Origin of the sequence: Pseudomonas sp. MOIL14HWK12:I1 (genome assembly GCF_000510705.1) — a bacterium.
Lineage (GTDB): Bacteria > Pseudomonadota > Gammaproteobacteria > Pseudomonadales > Pseudomonadaceae > Chryseomonas > Chryseomonas oryzihabitans.
In genome coordinates, this window is record NZ_AZNY01000006.1 from 51,771 (window position 1) to 68,296 (window position 16,526).

Here is a 16,526-nt window from a genome sequence, read left to right on the forward strand (position 1 = left end):
ATATACCCGATCAATCAGCCTGACGACGCAGGAAGGCCGGGATGTCCAGGTAATCCAGGTCGTCGTTGGGATTGACCTTGGTCGCCGCTGCCGAGCCGCCATGATTCTGGCTGCCACGACCGGAGCGCATCGAGGTCGGGTACTTGAGGTCGTCGTAGTTGACCGGAGCGGTTTCCTGACGGGCCGCGGCCAGGGTCTGGGCAGTGTTGTCCACCACCTTGACCGGCTTCTCGATGCGCGCACCCAGGCCGGTGGCGACCACGGTGACGTGCAGCTCGTCGCGCATTTCCGGATCGATCACGGCGCCGACCTTGACGGTGGCGTGCTCGGACGCGAAGTCCTCGATGATCTCGCCGACGGCGGCGTATTCGCCCAGGGACAGATCCAGGCCGGCGGTGATGTTGACCAGGATGCCGCGGGCGCCGTGCAGGTTGACGTCTTCCAGCAGCGGGTTGCGGATGGCGGCTTCGGTGGCTTCGCGCGCACGGTTCGGACCGCTGGCGTGGCCGGTACCCATCATGGCCATGCCCATCTCGCCCATCACGGTCTTGACGTCGGCGAAGTCGACGTTCATCAGGCCGGGACGCTGCATGATGTCGGAGATACCACGGACGGCGCCGGCGAGGACGTCGTCAGCCTTGGCGAAGGCGGCCAGCAGGCTGGCGTCCTTGCCCAGAATGGTCAGCAGCTTCTCGTTGGGGATGGTGATCAGCGAGTCGACGCATTCGGACAGGGAGCGAATGCCTTCGTCGGCGACCTGCATGCGCTTGCGGCCTTCGAAGGGGAACGGACGGGTGACCACGGCAACGGTCAGGATACCCATTTCCTTGGCCACTTCAGCGATGATCGGCGCCGCACCGGTACCGGTGCCACCGCCCATGCCGGTGGTGATGAAGACCATGTCGGCGCCTTCGAGGACTTCGGCGATGCGCTCACGATCTTCCATGGCCGCCTGGCGGCCGATTTCCGGGTTGGTGCCGGCACCAAGACCCTTGGTGACGCCCGGGCCGAGTTGCAGCACGGTACGGGATGTGACGTTCTTCAGGGCCTGGGCGTCGGTATTTGCACAGATGAATTCGACGCCTTCAACACCGCTTTTGACCATGTGGTTGACGGCGTTGCCACCGCCACCGCCCACGCCGATGACTTTGATCACGGCGCTTTGTGGAATGTTGTCTACGAGTTCGAACATGGTCCCCTCTCTTCCTTTCGGATCTTCGCCTACTGCCGCGGTTTAATTGTGAATTACAAGTTGCCCTGGACCCAACGCTTCATGCGTTCCAGGACTGTGGATTTGGTTTCGCTGCTATATCCGCCAGAAACAACCGGCAAGGGATCGGTCTGCTTTTGCAGGCCATAGAGCAACAGGCCGACGCCTGTGGAATAGATCGGGTTGCTGATCACGTCAGTCAGACCCTTGACCGTCTGGGGCACCCCCAGGCGTACCGGCATATGGAAAATCTCTTCCGCCAGCTCGACCGCGCCTTCCATCTTCGCGGTACCACCGGTGAGTACGATCCCAGCGGGGATCAGATCCTCGTAACCACTGCGGCGCAGTTCCGCTTGCACCAGTGTGAATAGCTCATCGTAACGGGGCTCGACCACTTCCGCGAGGGCCTGACGCGACAATTCTCGCGGCGGACGGTCACCCACGCTGGGCACCTTGATGGTTTCGCCCGGTCCAGCCAGTTTCGCCAAGGCACAAGCATACCGAATCTTGATTTCTTCGGCATATTGCGTTGGGGTTCTCAAGGCCATGGCAATGTCATTTGTGACTTGGTCGCCAGCAATAGGTATCACCGCCGTATGGCGGATGGCGCCTTCGGTAAAGATGGCTATATCGGTGGTGCCGCCGCCGATGTCGACCAGGCAGACGCCCAGTTCCTTTTCATCGTCGGTCAGCACCGAATAGGCCGACGCCAGTTGTTCAAGGATGATGTCGTCGACTTCCAGGCCGCAACGACGAACACATTTCTCGATGTTCTGCGCGGCGTTGACGGCGCAGGTCACGACGTGAACCTTGGCTTCCAGGCGGACGCCGGACATGCCCAGGGGTTCGCGCACCCCTTCCTGGTTGTCGATCACATAGTCCTGGGCCAGGGTGTGCAGCACGCGCTGGTCGGCGGGGATGGCCACCGCCTGGGCGGCATCGAGCACCCGCTCGATGTCCGCAGGGCTCACTTCACGATCGCGGATCGCCACGATGCCGTGGGAATTCAGGCTGCGAATGTGATTGCCGGCAATGCCGACGAAGGCCGAATGGATCCGGCAACCGGCCATCAGCTGGGCTTCTTCGATGGCCCGCTGGATGGAGGCGACGGTGGATTCGATGTTGACCACCACGCCCTTCTTGAGCCCGCGCGACGGATGGGTGCCGATCCCGACGATCTCGATCTGACCATCGGAAGACACCTCGCCGACCAGAGCCACGACCTTGGAAGTGCCGATGTCGAGGCCGACGATCATCTTGCCGCTTTGCACGCTTGCCATAGTAAAAAACTTCTCCTCAATGCTTGGCCGGTTCGGTCACGGGGGTGGCGGCGACAGCGGGATCACGCCAGGCCACGGCCAGACCGTTCGGATAACGCAGATCGATCCGCGCGATATTGTCCATCTGTGCCTTGAGCACCTGATCGTACAGGCGCATGAAGCGCCGCATCTTTTCCACCAGCTGGTCGCGGCCGAACACCAGTTCCAGGCCCTGACCGGTGGTGAGGTACCAGCTGCCGCGCTCGTGCATTTCCAGGCGCGACACGGTGTAACCGAGCGGCCGGAGCATCTGGCTGAACATCTGGTACTGCTGCATTACCTGCTGCTGGGCCCGCTTGGGGCCGTACAGCCGCGGTAGATTGTCATAGTTGGCCAGATCCTGCGGGGCAAAAGCCTCACCCTGGTTATTCAGCAGCGCCTCGTCGCCCCAGCGGGCGATGGGCATCTGCTCTTCCAGGCGGATACTGATCTCGTCCGGCCAGACGCGGCGCACCTCGGCGTGGGCAATCCACGGCATGGTTTCCAGTTCGTGGCGCATGTCGGCCAGGTCGACCTGGAAGAAGGTGGTGCCGACGAAGGGCGCGATGCGCTGCTGCACCGCCCCCTGGCTGATGTAGGACAGGTCGCCCTTGACGCTGACCTTGGCGATCGGCCGGTCGGCATAGGGCAGCAGGCGCTGGGCACCTTCGTAGGTACCGAAGCCCAGCCCCAGCAGCAGGAACGGCCAGAGGATGCGCTTGAGCAGCCCCAGGCTCGGGCGTGGCAGGCGTGTCGACAGCGGCTCTTCGGCGACCAGGCGACTGGCGCCCCGCTGCTCGGCGTTGCGCGACCGGCCGAAGCCGGGCTGGTTGTGACGTAGGGTGGCGACCAAGGTTCAGCCCTCCACGTGCGCGCCGGCAACAGCGGTTGCCGGCAAGGGGTTGTACGGATGAAGGCTCATGCCGAACTCCCGGCGGTCGCGGCAGTGGCGAACAGCGGGTGCTTGAGCAGTTGCGGCGCCAGCGCGCCGATGTCGCCCGCGCCCTGGCAGAGCAGGATGTCGCCTGGGCGCAGCAGCGGCTTGACCAACGGGGCGATGTTGCTGCCGCGCTCCACATAGATGGGATCAAGCTGGCCGCGCTGGCGGATGCTGTGGCAGAGCTGACGGCTGTCGGCTCCGGGAATGGGTTCTTCGCCGGCCGGATAGACCTCCATCAGCAGCAGGACGTTGGCATCGGCCAGCACCTGGACGAAGTCTTCGTAGAGATCGCGGGTACGGCTGAAACGGTGCGGCTGATAGACCATCACCAGCCGGCGCTCGGGCCAGCCGCCGCGCACGGCCTTGATCACCGCGGCGACCTCGCGCGGATGGTGGCCGTAGTCGTCCACCAGCATGACGCTGCCACCGGCGACCGGCAGTTCGCCGTACACCTGGAAGCGCCGCCCTACCCCCTGGAAGCCGGACAGGCCATTGAGGATGGCCTCGTCGCTGACGCCTTCGTCGGTAGCGATGGCGATGGTGGCCAGGGCGTTGAGCACGTTGTGCACGCCCGGCATGTTGACCGAGACCGCCAGGGGCGCGCGGCCCTCGCGCAGCACGGTGAAATGGGTACGCATGCCTTCCTGGCGGATGTCCACGGCGCGCACGTCGGCGTCTTCGGCGGTGCCGTAGGTGACGGTGGGCCGGGCGACCTGGGGAATGATCTCGCGCACCACCGGATCGTCGACGCAGAGCACGGCCAGGCCATAGAACGGCAGGTTGTGCAGGAAGTCGACGAAGGTGCGCTTGAGCCGGTTGAAGTCACCCTCGTAGGTGCTCATGTGGTCGGCGTCGATGTTGGTGACCACGGCGACCATGGGCTGCAGGTGCAGGAAGCTGGCGTCGCTCTCGTCGGCCTCGGCGATCAGGTAGCGGCTGGTGCCGAGCTGGGCATTGGTGCCGGCGGCATTGAGGCGGCCACCGATGACGAAGGTCGGGTCCAGGCCTTCGGCCGCGAACACCGAGGCGATCAGGCTGGTGGTGGTGGTCTTGCCATGGGTACCGGCGACGGCGATGCCGTGGCGATAGCGCATCAGCTCGGAGAGCATCTCGGCGCGGGGCACCACGGGAATGCGCTGCTCGAGGGCGGCGGAGACCTCCGGGTTGGATCTGTTGATGGCGCTGGACACCACCAGCACATCGACCTGATCCAGGTTCTCGGCGCGATGGCCGATGTAGATGCGCGCGCCGAATTGCTGCAGGCGCGCGGTCACCGCGGACTCCTTGAGGTCCGAACCCGAGACTTCGTAACCCAGGTTCAGCAGCACCTCGGCGATGCCGCACATGCCGACGCCGCCGATCCCGACGAAGTGGATGCGTCGAATGCTGCGCATGCGCCGAACTTCGGCCTGAATGGCACTTTGCGACTTAACCACGGGCAACCTCCAGACAGGCGTCGACGACTGCACGGGTGGCATCGGGTTTGGCCAGGGCTCGGCTGCGAGCGGCCATGCCGGCAAGACGTTCGGGATGCATCAGGACCTCGGTAAGCTGCGCGGCGAGATCCGCCGGGCGGGTGGAATGTTGCGGCAGCACCACACCGGCACCGGCGCGCTCCAGGAAGCGCGCATTGCTGGTCTGGTGGTCGTCGATGGCGTGCGGCAGGGGAATCAGCAGCGCCGGCAGACCGGTGGCGGTCAGCTCGGAGACGGTCAGGGCACCGGCCCGGCAGATCACCAGGTCGGCCCAGGCATAGGCGGCGGCCATGTCGGCGATGAAGGGCTGGACATCGGCCTCCACGGCGACGTTGGCATAGCGCTCGGCGGTGACCTCGGCGTGCTGGCGACCGGCCTGGTGGCGGACCTGTGGGCGAAGTCCGGCCGGCAGTTGCGCCAGGGCCTCGGGCAAGAGCTTGTTGAGCGGCTCGGCGCCCAGGCTGCCGCCCAGCACCAGCAGGTTGGCTGCGCGCTCTTCCAGCGGTGCCCGGGTCACCGGGGCGAAGAGCTCGGCGCGCACCGGATTGCCGGTGGACAGGCGCTTGGCGGACGCCGGGAAGGTATCGGCGAAGCCTTCGCAGACGCGCGCGGCCATGGGCACCAGCAGGCGATTGGCGGTGCCGGCGTGGGCATTCTGTTCGTGGATCACCAGCGGGATGTTGCACAGCTTGGCGGCCAGGCCACCCGGACCGGTGACGAAGCCACCCAGACCCAGCACGCAGACCGGCTTGAGCCGGCGCATGAGGCCGATGGCCTGCATGAGCGCGCCACTGAGCTGCAACGGCGCCTTCACCAGGGAGCGCACGCCCTTGCCCCGCAACCCGGTGACCGGAATGTGGTGCAGGGTGATGCCGGCCTTGGGCACCACGTCGTTCTCGATGCCGCGCGGGGTACCCAGCCAGTGCACGGTATAGCCGCGGGCTTCGAATTCACGGGCGCAGGCCAGGGCCGGGAAGACGTGCCCGCCGGTACCGCCGGCCATGATGAGGACGTTAGCGGACATCGGCGAAATCCTCTTCGGTGAATTCCACATCCTCGGTATCCACCAGGGTGCGTCTCTCCCATTCGATGCGCAGCAGCAGGCCCATGCTCACGCAGCAGATCACCAGGGAGCTGCCGCCGTAGCTGAGGAACGGCAGGGTCAGGCCCTTGGTCGGCAGCAGGCCGACGTTCACGCCGATGTTGATCAGGAACTGGCCGATCCACAGCATCGACAGGCCATAGGCCACGTAGGCCGAGAAGAACTGTTTGGACTGCTCGGCCCAGTGACCGATGAACAGGCCGCGCACACAGACGAAGAGGAACAGGCCGACGGTGGCCATGGCGCCGATCAGCCCCAGCTCTTCGGCCAGTACGGCAAAGAGGAAGTCGGTATGGGCTTCGGGCAGATAGAACTGCTTCTGGATGCTGTTGCCCAGTCCGAGGCCGGTCCAGCCGCCGCGACCGAAGGCGATCAGCGCCTGGGTCAGCTGGTAGCCGGAACCGAACTGGTCGGCCCAGGGATCGGTGAAGGTGATCAGACGCTGCATCCGGTAGGACTGGGTCTGCACCAGCACGAACACCGCCAGCACCGCCAGGGCGACCATCAGCAGGAAGCGGAACAGACCGACGCCGCCGAGGAACAGCATGGCGCCGGCAGCGCCCATCATCACCACGGTGGCGCCGAAGTCGGGTTCGCGCAGCAGCAGCATGGCCATCGGCAGGAGCACGATGAAGGGCTTGAAGAAGCCGGCCCAGGTGTGGCGCACCTCATGCTGGCGACGGACCAGGTAGCCGGCCAGATAGAGCACCACGAAGACCTTGGCGATCTCCGAGGGCTGCACGTTGAAGATGCCGAAGCCGATCCAGCGCAGGGAGCCGTTCACTTCGCGACCGATGCCGGGCACCAGCACCGCTACCAGCAGCAGGAAGGCGATGATCAGCAGCGGAAAGCCGAAGCGCTGCCAGGTGGCCATGGGGATCAGCATCACCACGCCGCAGGAGACGAAGCCGATCGCCAGGTAGATCAGGTGGCGGTACATGAAGTACAGCGGATTGCCGGACTGGGCGGCGGCCACCTCGGAAGACGCCGAGGTCACCATCACCAGACCGAGGCCGAGCAGCAACAGACAGCCGGCCAGCAGCGGGAAGTCCAGGTCGATGCCATGGCGGCTCGCCAGCGGCGAGGGATAGGGACGCAGCAGGCTGAGGATCATGACAATGCCTCCACGGCCTGGGCGAACAACCGTCCGCGTTCTTCGAAGTTGCGGAACATGTCGAGACTGGCGCAAGCCGGCGACAGCAGCACGGCGTCGCCCGGCTGGGCCAGACGACGGCTCTCGGCCACGGCCTCTTGCAGGGTGGCGACGCGCAGCTGCTGCACGGTGGCCGGCAGGATCTCGGCGATCCGCGCGGCATCACGCCCCAGCAGCACCACGGCGCGGCAGTGACGGGCGATGGGTTCGCGCAGGGCGCTGAAATCGGCACCCTTGCCGTCGCCGCCGGCGATCAGCACCAGTTGACCGGTGATGTCGTCGCCCAGGCCTTCCACGGCGGCCAGCGCCGCACCGACATTGGTTGCCTTGGAATCGTTGTAGTAGTTGACGCCCGCGACCTCGCCCACCCACTGGCAGCGGTGCTCCAGCCCCGGGAAGGCGCGCAGGGCCTCCAGCATGGGCGCCATGGGCAGACCGGCGGCCTGGCCGAGTGCCAGCGCAGCCAGGGCGTTGCTGTGGTTGTGGGTACCGCGGATCCTGAGTTCCTCGACATCCAGCAGGTTGTCGAAGGCCAGCGCCAGATAGCGGCGGCCCTCCTCCTCGCGAATGCCAAAGGCACGGAAATCCGGACGTCCCAGGCCAAAGGTCAGGCAGGGCACGCCCTCGCCGATCAGCGGCCGCGACAACGCATCGTCGCGATTGACCACCACCTGGCGGGCGCCGCGGAAGATACGGTGCTTGGCCTGGTGATAGGCCGGCATGCCGGTGTAGCGATCCATGTGGTCTTCGCTGAGGTTGAGCACCGTGGCGACCTCGGCGTTGAGCCGCTCGCAGGTTTCCAGCTGGAAGCTCGACAGCTCCAGCACATAGAGCTCGACGTCATCGGCCAGCAGATCCAGCGCCGGAGTGCCCAGGTTGCCCCCCACGGCCACGCGCTTGCCGGCGCGCCGCGCCATGTCGCCCACCAGGGTGGTGACGGTGCTCTTGGCGTTGGAACCGGTGATGGCGACGATGGGTGCCTGGGCATGGCGCGCGAACAGGTCGATGTCGCCGGACAGCCGCACGCCGCGGGCGGCTGCTTCCTGCAGCGCTGGTGTTTCCAGGGCCAGGCCGGGACTCACGTAGAGTTCGGCGGCGCGGGCCAGGAAGTCGGCATCCAGCTCGCCGCAGCGCACCTCGACCTGGGGATACTGGGTTCTCAGGGTCGCGAGTTCCGGCGGCTGTTCCCGCGTGTCGGCCACGGCAAAGGGCACGCCCCGGCGCGCGAGAAAGCGCACCAGCGACATGCCACTCTTGCCGAGGCCGACGACGATACGGAACTGGTCGGAAGCGATGAGCACTGCGATTACCTCAGCTTCAGGGTGGCGAGACCGAACAGCACCAGGATCACGGTGATGATCCAGAAGCGCACGATGACCCGTGGTTCGGGCCAGCCCTTCAATTCGAAATGGTGGTGGATCGGCGCCATGCGGAAGACGCGCTTGCCGGTCAGCTTGAAGGAGGCGACCTGGATGACCACCGAGAGGGTCTCCATGACGAAGACGCCACCCATGATGAACAGCACCACTTCCTGGCGGACGATCACGGCGATGGTGCCCAGGGCGGCGCCCAGCGCCAGGGCGCCGACGTCCCCCATGAAGACCATGGCCGGATAGGTGTTGAACCAGAGGAAACCCAGGCCCGCGCCGATCAGGGCGCCGCAGAAGACGATCAGCTCGCCGGAACCCTCCACATAGGGAATCAGCAGGTAGTCGGCGAATTTCACGTTGCCCGACAGGTAGCAGAAGATGCCCAGGGCGCCGCCGACCATCACGGTGGGCATGATCGCCAGGCCGTCGAGGCCATCGGTGAGGTTGACCGCGTTGCTGGAGCCGACGATGACGAAGTAGGTCAGCACAACGAAGAAAATCCCCAGCGGGATTTCGATGTTCTTCAGCAGCGGCAGGATCAGCGTGGTTTCGATGGGCGCCTTGGCCGTGACATAGAGGAAGATCGCCGCCCCCAGGCCGAATACCGATTGCCAGAAGTACTTCCAGCGACTGGGCAGGCCCCGGGAGTTCTTCTCGATCACCTTGCGATAGTCGTCGACCCAGCCGATGGCGCCGAACAGGAAGGTCACCGCCAGCACGGTCCAGACGTAACGGTTGTGCAGATCGGCCCACAGCAGGGTGCTGATGCCGATGGTGGTCAGGATCAGGGCGCCGCCCATGGTGGGGGTGCCGGACTTGGACAGGTGCGACTGGGGGCCATCGTTGCGCACGGCTTGGCCGATCTGGCGGATCTGCAGGGTGCGGATCATCCAGGGGCCGAGCCACAACGACAGCAACAGGGCGGTCAGGACGCCCAGAATGCCGCGCAGGCTGAGGTATTGGAAGACGGCGAAGCCCTTGTAGAACTGTTGCAGGAACTCCGCCAACAGCAGCAGCATCAGTGTTTCTCCTCGGTGTTGAGAGCGCAGAGCACGGCGACGACCTTGTCCATCGCGGCGCTGCGGGATCCCTTGATCAGCAGGGTGGTTCCGGCCCGGTCCTCGTCCGCCAGGGCCTCGATCAGCTGTTCGCGATCGGTGAAATGCCGGGCCTCGGCGCCGTAGGCGCGGGCCGCATGGGCCATGGCGGGACCGACGCTGTAGAAGGCGTCCACCTTGCCGCGGGCATGCTCGCCCACGTCGCGATGGCCCTCTTCGGTCCACTCGCCCAGCTCGGCGATGTCGCCCAGGACCACCACCCGACGGCCCGGCAGGGCCGCCAGCAGGTCGATCCCGGCTTTCACCGACGCAGGGTTGGCGTTGTAGCTGTCGTCGATGACCTGGGCACCGCGCTGGCTGGTGCGGATCAGGGTGCGGCCCTGGACCGGTGCCGCGGTGGCGAGGCCACGGGCGACGGTGGCCAGCTCCAGGCCCAGGCTGAGGGCGGCGGCAGCCGCGGCCAGGGCGTTGCCGACGTTGTGGGCACCCAGCAGTTGCAGGGTGACCGGCGCCTCGCCTTGGGCGGTGTGCAGGAGGAAGCTCGGGCGGCCCTGGGCGTCCAGGGTAACCGCGCTGGCGCGGACGTCGGCGCGGGCATCCAGGCCGAAGGCGACGACCTTGCGACCGGCCGCGCGGCGCTGCCAGGTCTCGAAGGCAGCGTCGTCGCGATTGAGGACCACGGTGCCACCCTCGCCCACGCCTTCGATGATCTCGCCCTTGGCCTCGACGATACGGTCGACGCCGCCGAATTCGCCCACATGGGCCTGGCCGGCGTTGGTAATGATAACGACATCCGGGCGTGTCAGGCTCACGGTGTAGGCAATGTCACCGACATGGGAAGCACCCAGCTCGATGACACCATAGGCGTGCTCGGCGGCCAGTCGCAGCAGGGTCAGGGGCGCGCCCAGGTCGTTGTTCAGATTGCCTTGGGTAGCCAGGGTGGCGCCCTGCTGACGCAGGATGGCGGCGAGCAGCTCCTTGACCGTGGTCTTGCCACTGGAGCCGGTCACGGCGGCGAGCCGGCCCTGGAACAGGTCACGATTGAAGGCGCCCAGGCGACCCAGCGCCAGGCGGGTATCGGCCACCACCAGCTGGGGCAGGTGCACCTCGGGGACGGCACGCTCGACCAGAGCCGCTGCGGCGCCCTGGGCGGCCACGTCGGCCAGATAGGCATGACCATCGAAGCGCGGCCCGGTCAGGGCGACGAAGAGCTGTCCGGCCACGGCCTTGCGGCTGTCGGTGCCGACGCCGTCGAACAGGGCATCGGCGCCCAGCAGGTTGCCGGTCAGGGCCTCGGCCACTTCGGTGAGGGTGAAGGATCTAAGCATGCTGTCGCTCCCAGGCGGTCAGGGCCCGCTCGGCCTGGTCGAGATCGGAAAAGGGATGGCGGACACCGGCGATCTCCTGGTAGGGCTCATGGCCCTTGCCAGCCAGCACCACGATGTCCTGGGCGGTCGCCGCGGCCACGGCCTGGGCAATGGCCACCTCGCGCCGGCCGGCGAAGCTCACCTGCTCGGGCTGTGCGAAGCCGGCGCGGATGTCGGCGACGATGGCGGCCGGATCCTCGGTACGGGGGTTGTCGTCGGTCACCACCACCTGATCGGCCAGGCGCTCGGCCACCGCGGCCATCTCCGGTCGCTTGCCGCGATCGCGATCGCCGCCACAGCCGAACACGCAGACCAGACGACCCTCGGCACCCACATGGGGCCGCAGGGCGGTGAGCACCTTGTCCAGGGCGTCGGGGGTGTGGGCGTAATCCACCACCACCAGCGGTCGCCCAGCGCCGCCCAGGCGCTGCATGCGTCCGGCCGGGCCCTGCAGCTGCGGGAGGATGGCGAGGATGTCGGCCAGTGCATGACCGAGACCCAGCAGGGCACCGATGGCGGCCAGCAGGTTGCTCAGGTTGAAGCGCCCGATCAGCTGGCTGCGCAGCTCGCCGGTGCCCTGGGCGGTGACCAGCTGGGCGCGCACGCCGTGCTCGTCGAACCGGATGGCCTGGCAATGGAGGCTGGCGGCCGGATCGCTCAGGCTGTAGGTCAGGGTCGCGGCCGGGCTGGGGCGAGCCGCCAGCTCGCGGCCAAAGGCGTCATCCAGATTGAGGACGCGGGTGCCGAGCCCGGGCCAGGCGAACAGCTGGGCCTTGGCTTCGCCATAGGCGACCATGGTCCCGTGATAATCGAGGTGGTCGCGGGAGAGATTGGTGAAGACCGCGACCTTGAAGGCCAGCGCCGCCACCCGGCCCTGGGCCAGGCCATGGGAAGAGACTTCCATGGCCACGGTGGCGGCGCCACCCTCGGCCAGTTCGGCCAGGGTCGCCTGCAGCTTGAGGGCATCCGGCGTGGTATGGCGGCCTTCGGCCAGGGCGCCATAAAAGCCGCTACCCAGGGTGCCGACGATGCCGCAACGCTGACCGAGCAGGTCGCAGGCCTGGGCGATCAGCTGGCTGACACTGGTCTTGCCATTGGTACCGGTGACGCCGACTAGCGCCAGGCGCCGGCTGGGCTCGTTGTGAAAACGCCCGGCGATGGCGGAAAGCTGGGCGGCCAGACCCTCGACGGCAATCAGGGGAATGTCCAGGGTCGGCAGCGCAGGGGCGTCCTTCGCTTCGTAGGCGATGGCCGCGGCTCCGCGCTCGGCGGCAGCGGCGATATGGGCGCGGCCGTCGCTGTGCAGACCGGGAATGGCGAGGAACAGGAAACCCGGCTGAACTTCGCGGCTGTCCAGCGCCAGACCGCCGATATCGACGGCGGCGGTGGCTTCAGGCAGGAGGTCGGTCAGCAGACGGCTCATCGATCACGCTCCCCGACCAGCAGCGGTTTGGCGGCAGCCTGGGCCTGGGCCTGCTGCACGGGCAGCGGCTGCAGGTTGTCCGGCTGGATGTTCATCAGGCGCAGGGCACCGGACATCACGCGGCTGAACACCGGCGCCGAGACCACGCCGCCGTAGTAGCCGCCCTTGCTGGGACGATCGATCACCACCACCGCGGCCAGGCGCGGATTGCTGGTGGGGCCGAAGCCGGCGAACAGCGAGCGATAGGAATTCTCGGCATAGCCACGGGTACCGGTGCTGGTCTTGCGCGCGGTACCACTCTTGCCGGCGACGTGGTAGCCCGGCACCTGGGCGCGGAAGGCGCCACCGGGGGCTTCCACGACCTGTTGCAACATGCCCTGCAGAGTCTTGGCAACGCGTTCTTCCACTGCCTGATCGCTGGGCGGGGCCTTGTCCAGGCGCACCATGGACAGCGGCACCGAGCGACCGTCGTTGGCCAGCACCGAATAGGCGTGGGCCAGTTGCACGGCGGTCACCGCCAGGCCATAGCCATAGGACAGGGTCGCGGTCTCGGCCGGACGCCAGTTGCGATGGTTGGGCAGATTGCCGACCCGCTCGCCGGGAAAGCCCAGACCGGTGTCCTGGCCGAGGCCGACGGCGCGCATGGCGTTGTAGATGTTCTCGCCACCGACGTCGAAGGCGATCTTGCTCATGCCGACGTTGCTGGACTTGATGAGGATGCCGGTCAGGTCCAGGGCGCCGTCGCTGTGGGAGACGTCCTTGATGGTGTAGCGACCGATCTGCAGCGAACCGGGATAGACGTTGACCTTGTCGGTAGGCTTCCAGCGGCCGCTGGCGAGCGCGGCGGTCATGGAGATCGGCTTCATCACCGAACCGGGCTCCATCACGTCGATCATCGCCCGGTTGCGCATGGCGGCCGGTTCCAGACTGCGGCGATTGTTGGGGTTGTAGGTGGGCATGTTGACCATCGCCAGGACCTCGCCGGTCTTGACGTCGACGATGGTCAGGCTGCCGGCCTCGGCTTCGAACTGGGTCAGGGCGTTGCGCAGTTCGCGCGCCGCGAGATACTGCAGGCGCAGGTCGATGGACAGCGCCAGGGTATTGCCCGGCTTGGCGTTCTTGGCGACCTGGACATCGCGGATCAACCGACCGCGGCGATCCTTGACCACTTGGCGACGACCCGGCACGCCGGACAGCCACTCGTTGAACGCCAGTTCGATGCCTTCGCGCCCGTGGTCGTCGATGTCGGTGAAGCCGACCACATGGGCCGCCACTTCACCCGCCGGATAGAAACGCCGAAATTCCTCGATGTCGTAGACACCGGGAATCTTGTGCGCCTTGACCTGGGTCATCACCGCATCGCCCTGCTCGGGCGTGAGGCCGCGGGCCAGGTAGAGGAATTCCTTGCTGGCATTCTGCTCGATGCGCTTGGCCAGTTCCGCCCGTGGCTGGCCGACGGCATCGGCCAGGGTCGCCCAGCGATCCTCGGCACCCAGCAGTTCCTTGGGATTGATCCACAGGGTGGTGACCGGCGTACTCACGGCCAGGGGTTCGCCGTTGCGGTCGGTGATCAGGCCGCGGTGCGCGGGAATGGGGATGGTGCGCACGCTGCGCGCATCGCCCTGCCCCTTCAGAAAGGCCCGGTCGATCACGTGCAGATCGACGATGCGCCAGATGATGGTGCCGACCATAACCAGCAACAGCCCGATGATGAGGCTGAAGCGCCATGGCAGGCGCGCGATCAGGCCTTTCACGGATTGACCATCCGAATTTCGGCCGGATCGGGGATGCGCATCTGCAGCTGGCCGCTGGCCAGGGCCTCGACGCGGCTGTGGGCGGTCCAGGTGCTCTGCTCCAGCAGCAGCCGGCCGTATTCGGCCTGGGCCTTGTCGCGGATGGCCATTTCGCCATAGAGGGTGTTGAGCAGCTGGCGATTCCAGTGGGCGCTATAGGCCACGGCCACCGCCGACAGCAGCACACCGGCGAACAGCACCAGCATGACGCTGCTGCCCAGGGGCAGTTTCTTGACGAAGAGCCGGCTCATTTCAGCTTCTCGGCAACGCGCATCACGGCGCTGCGCGCGCGGGGATTGGCGGCCAGTTCGGCTTCGCCGGCATAGACCGGCTTGCCCAGCAGGCGCAGCGAGGGCTCGAAGACCGTGGCGCGGATCGGCAGGTCGCGCGGCAACTGATCGGCCTCGCCCTTGGCCAGCCGGCGCATGAACTGTTTGACGATGCGATCTTCCAGCGAGTGGAAGCTGATCACCACCAGCCGGCCACCCACGGCCAGCTGCTCGTAAGCGGCCTGCAGGCCCTGCTCCAGATCGCTCAGCTCGCGGTTGATGTAGATGCGCAGACCCTGGAAGGCGCGCGTCGCGGGATGCTTGCCCTTTTCCCAGGCCGGATTGGCCTCGGTGAGCACCTTGGCCAGGTCGCCGGTGCGCTCGAAGGGCTGGACCTCACGGCGCTGCACCACGGCACGCGCCATGCGCTTGGCGAAACGCTCTTCGCCGAATTCCTTGAATACCTGGGCGATGTCGGCCTCGGGCGCGGTGGCGATCCAGGCGGCGGCGCTCTGCCCCCGACTCGGATCCATGCGCATGTCCAGGGGACCGTCCTGCATGAAGCTGAAACCGCGCTCGGGATCGTCGAGCTGGGGCGAGGACACGCCCAGATCCAGCAGCACGCCATCGACCTGACCGGACCAGTCCCGGCCGGCGAGTTCATCGCCCAGCTCGGCGAAGCTGCGCTGGACGATCTCGAATCGCGGGTCTTCCGTGGCCAGGGCCTGGCCGGCGGCGATCGCCTGGGGATCCTTGTCGAAACCCAGCAGCCGCCCTTCTCCACCCAGCAGGCGCAGCACGGCCCGGCTGTGTCCGCCGCGGCCGAAGGTGCCGTCCAGATAACGGCCGGCAGGCTGGATCGCCAATGCCTGTACGGCCTCGTCCAGGAGAACGGAGACGTGGTGGAAGACTGGGTTCATGGTCACAGGATCAAATCGCGCATTTCATCCGGCATACCGCCGGGTTCCTTAATCGCCAGGAGATCCGCGTCGCACACGGCACTCCAGGCATCCTCATCCCATAACTGGAACTTGTTGAGCTGCCCGACCAGCATCACGCGCCGGTCCAGCTTGGCGTATTCACGCAGGCGCGGCGGAACCAGGAAGCGGCCACTGCCGTCGAGCTCCAGATCCACCGCATTGCCGATCAGCAAGCGCTGCAAGCGGCGAGTCTCCTCGCGTAGCGAGGGCAACTGCCGCAGCTTGCTTTCGATGATTTCCCATTCCGGGAGTGGATAGACGCAAAGGCAGGGGTCGACGGCATCGATCGTCACGATGAGCTGGCCGGCACAACGCTCCAGCAGCTCGTCACGATACCGGCTCGGCATCGCGGCGCGCCCCTTGGCGTCGAGACTGATGGCGTTCGCTCCCCGGAACAATTTCGCGTCCTCTAATAGGCTGTCCTTGCCATTAAATCCCACTTCGCCCCACTTCGTACCACCGGCCGCCACTATATTGAGGAGGGCCGCTTTCAGTCAAGGTAAGCGAGGGGGTTCCCAGGCCGCGTGGGACGGGGATTTCGAGCAAATTGCACGAGTTCACGACCAGGACGAACGACATCGATTTCCGACAAACGGAAATGAAGTCAATTGATTGGCTCAATTGATTAAAGGGATGTCTCAAGAAGAGGTCACAAGCCCGGGCGCAGGGGCCCAGGAGGGAGGGGGTGCGAGAGCCGACCTGTAAGCCGGGTTCTGTCGAGGACAGTCATTCCTCTGGGACAACCATCGCTGATTGCCTCTAGCGACCTACCCGAATCCAGCGCGGGCCACGCCTATGGATTCCTATTTGGTCTTGCTCCAGGTGGGGTTTACCTAGCCACGAACTGTTGCCAGCCGTGCGGTGCGCTCTTACCGCACCTTTTCACCCTTACCGGCGCTTGCGCGCTTAGGCGGTTATTTTCTGTGGCACTTTCCGTAGGCTCACGCCTCCCAGGCGTTACCTGGCACCTCGCCCTATGGAGCCCGGACTTTCCTCCCTCGCAACCCTTGCGGATCACGACAGCGACTGCCCGGTCGGCTCTCGCGGCGCAAGGGTATAGAGACTGGGGGCGGATAACAAGGAAAGAT

The 16,526-nt window shown here is 66.2% G+C and carries 14 protein-coding genes and 1 other RNA gene; all 15 read right to left on the bottom strand.

Annotation, left to right across the window (positions count from 1 at the left end; all coding sequences use genetic code 11):
- Window positions 1-10: 10 nt before the first annotated feature.
- The 15 genes from ftsZ to rnpB all read right to left on the bottom strand — a co-directional run bounded on the left by ftsZ (window position 11) and on the right by rnpB (window position 16,480).
- The gene (gene ftsZ / locus PSEK12I1_RS0104290) at window positions 11-1,192 is read right to left on the bottom strand and encodes a cell division protein FtsZ (RefSeq protein WP_007162050.1); all 1,182 of its coding nucleotides are present in this window, start codon (window positions 1,190-1,192) and stop codon (window positions 11-13) included.
- 53 nt (window positions 1,193-1,245) lie between these two features.
- Entirely contained in the window at window positions 1,246-2,490 is a 1,245-nt protein-coding gene (ftsA, locus tag PSEK12I1_RS0104295) for a cell division protein FtsA (protein WP_007162051.1), read from the bottom strand.
- 16 nt (window positions 2,491-2,506) lie between these two features.
- A complete protein-coding gene (locus PSEK12I1_RS0104300) occupies window positions 2,507-3,361 on the bottom strand; it encodes a cell division protein FtsQ/DivIB (protein ID WP_007162052.1) in 855 nt (284 codons plus the stop codon).
- Window positions 3,362-3,426: 65 nt separating this feature from the next.
- On the bottom strand, window positions 3,427-4,842 hold the full coding sequence (gene murC, locus PSEK12I1_RS0104305) for a UDP-N-acetylmuramate--L-alanine ligase (RefSeq protein ID WP_007162053.1): 1,416 nt from the start codon (window positions 4,840-4,842) through the stop codon (window positions 3,427-3,429).
- 34 nt (window positions 4,843-4,876) lie between these two features.
- The gene (gene murG / locus PSEK12I1_RS0104310; protein ID WP_027600782.1) at window positions 4,877-5,947 is read right to left on the bottom strand and encodes an undecaprenyldiphospho-muramoylpentapeptide beta-N-acetylglucosaminyltransferase; all 1,071 of its coding nucleotides are present in this window, start codon (window positions 5,945-5,947) and stop codon (window positions 4,877-4,879) included.
- On the bottom strand, window positions 5,937-7,136 hold the full coding sequence (ftsW, locus tag PSEK12I1_RS0104315) for a putative lipid II flippase FtsW (protein WP_027600273.1): 1,200 nt from the start codon (window positions 7,134-7,136) through the stop codon (window positions 5,937-5,939). Before ftsW ends, murG begins: the two co-directional genes overlap by 11 nt.
- The gene (murD, locus tag PSEK12I1_RS0104320; protein WP_027600783.1) at window positions 7,136-8,479 is read right to left on the bottom strand and encodes a UDP-N-acetylmuramoyl-L-alanine--D-glutamate ligase; all 1,344 of its coding nucleotides are present in this window, start codon (window positions 8,477-8,479) and stop codon (window positions 7,136-7,138) included. The genes ftsW and murD overlap by 1 nt, the downstream gene beginning before the upstream one ends.
- A gap of 5 nt (window positions 8,480-8,484) precedes the next feature.
- Window positions 8,485-9,567 carry a phospho-N-acetylmuramoyl-pentapeptide-transferase gene (mraY, locus tag PSEK12I1_RS0104325; RefSeq protein WP_007162057.1) on the bottom strand — a complete coding sequence of 361 codons (1,083 nt, stop codon included), beginning with the start codon at window positions 9,565-9,567 and terminating at the stop codon, window positions 8,485-8,487.
- A complete protein-coding gene (gene murF / locus PSEK12I1_RS0104330; RefSeq protein WP_027600784.1) occupies window positions 9,567-10,934 on the bottom strand; it encodes a UDP-N-acetylmuramoyl-tripeptide--D-alanyl-D-alanine ligase in 1,368 nt (455 codons plus the stop codon). Before murF ends, mraY begins: the two co-directional genes overlap by 1 nt.
- Window positions 10,927-12,396, bottom strand: coding sequence for a UDP-N-acetylmuramoyl-L-alanyl-D-glutamate--2,6-diaminopimelate ligase (locus tag PSEK12I1_RS0104335; RefSeq protein ID WP_027600785.1), 1,470 nt, complete (start codon window positions 12,394-12,396; stop codon window positions 10,927-10,929). Before PSEK12I1_RS0104335 ends, murF begins: the two co-directional genes overlap by 8 nt.
- The gene (locus tag PSEK12I1_RS0104340) at window positions 12,393-14,087 is read right to left on the bottom strand and encodes a peptidoglycan D,D-transpeptidase FtsI family protein (protein ID WP_371099671.1); all 1,695 of its coding nucleotides are present in this window, start codon (window positions 14,085-14,087) and stop codon (window positions 12,393-12,395) included. The genes PSEK12I1_RS0104335 and PSEK12I1_RS0104340 overlap by 4 nt, the downstream gene beginning before the upstream one ends.
- A 59-nt stretch (window positions 14,088-14,146) precedes the next feature.
- The gene (ftsL, locus tag PSEK12I1_RS0104345; RefSeq protein ID WP_007162061.1) at window positions 14,147-14,440 is read right to left on the bottom strand and encodes a cell division protein FtsL; all 294 of its coding nucleotides are present in this window, start codon (window positions 14,438-14,440) and stop codon (window positions 14,147-14,149) included.
- Window positions 14,437-15,378: a 16S rRNA (cytosine(1402)-N(4))-methyltransferase RsmH gene (gene rsmH / locus PSEK12I1_RS0104350; protein WP_027600787.1), complete on the bottom strand. Its 942-nt coding sequence runs from the start codon at window positions 15,376-15,378 to the stop codon at window positions 14,437-14,439. The genes ftsL and rsmH overlap by 4 nt, the downstream gene beginning before the upstream one ends.
- Window positions 15,379-15,380: 2 nt before the next feature.
- Complete coding sequence (mraZ, locus tag PSEK12I1_RS0104355; RefSeq protein WP_007162063.1) at window positions 15,381-15,836, bottom strand: division/cell wall cluster transcriptional repressor MraZ; 456 nt, start codon at window positions 15,834-15,836, stop codon at window positions 15,381-15,383.
- A gap of 288 nt (window positions 15,837-16,124) precedes the next feature.
- Window positions 16,125-16,480: RNase P RNA component class A (rnpB, locus tag PSEK12I1_RS24105), an RNA gene on the bottom strand.
- Window positions 16,481-16,526 lie beyond the last annotated feature (46 nt).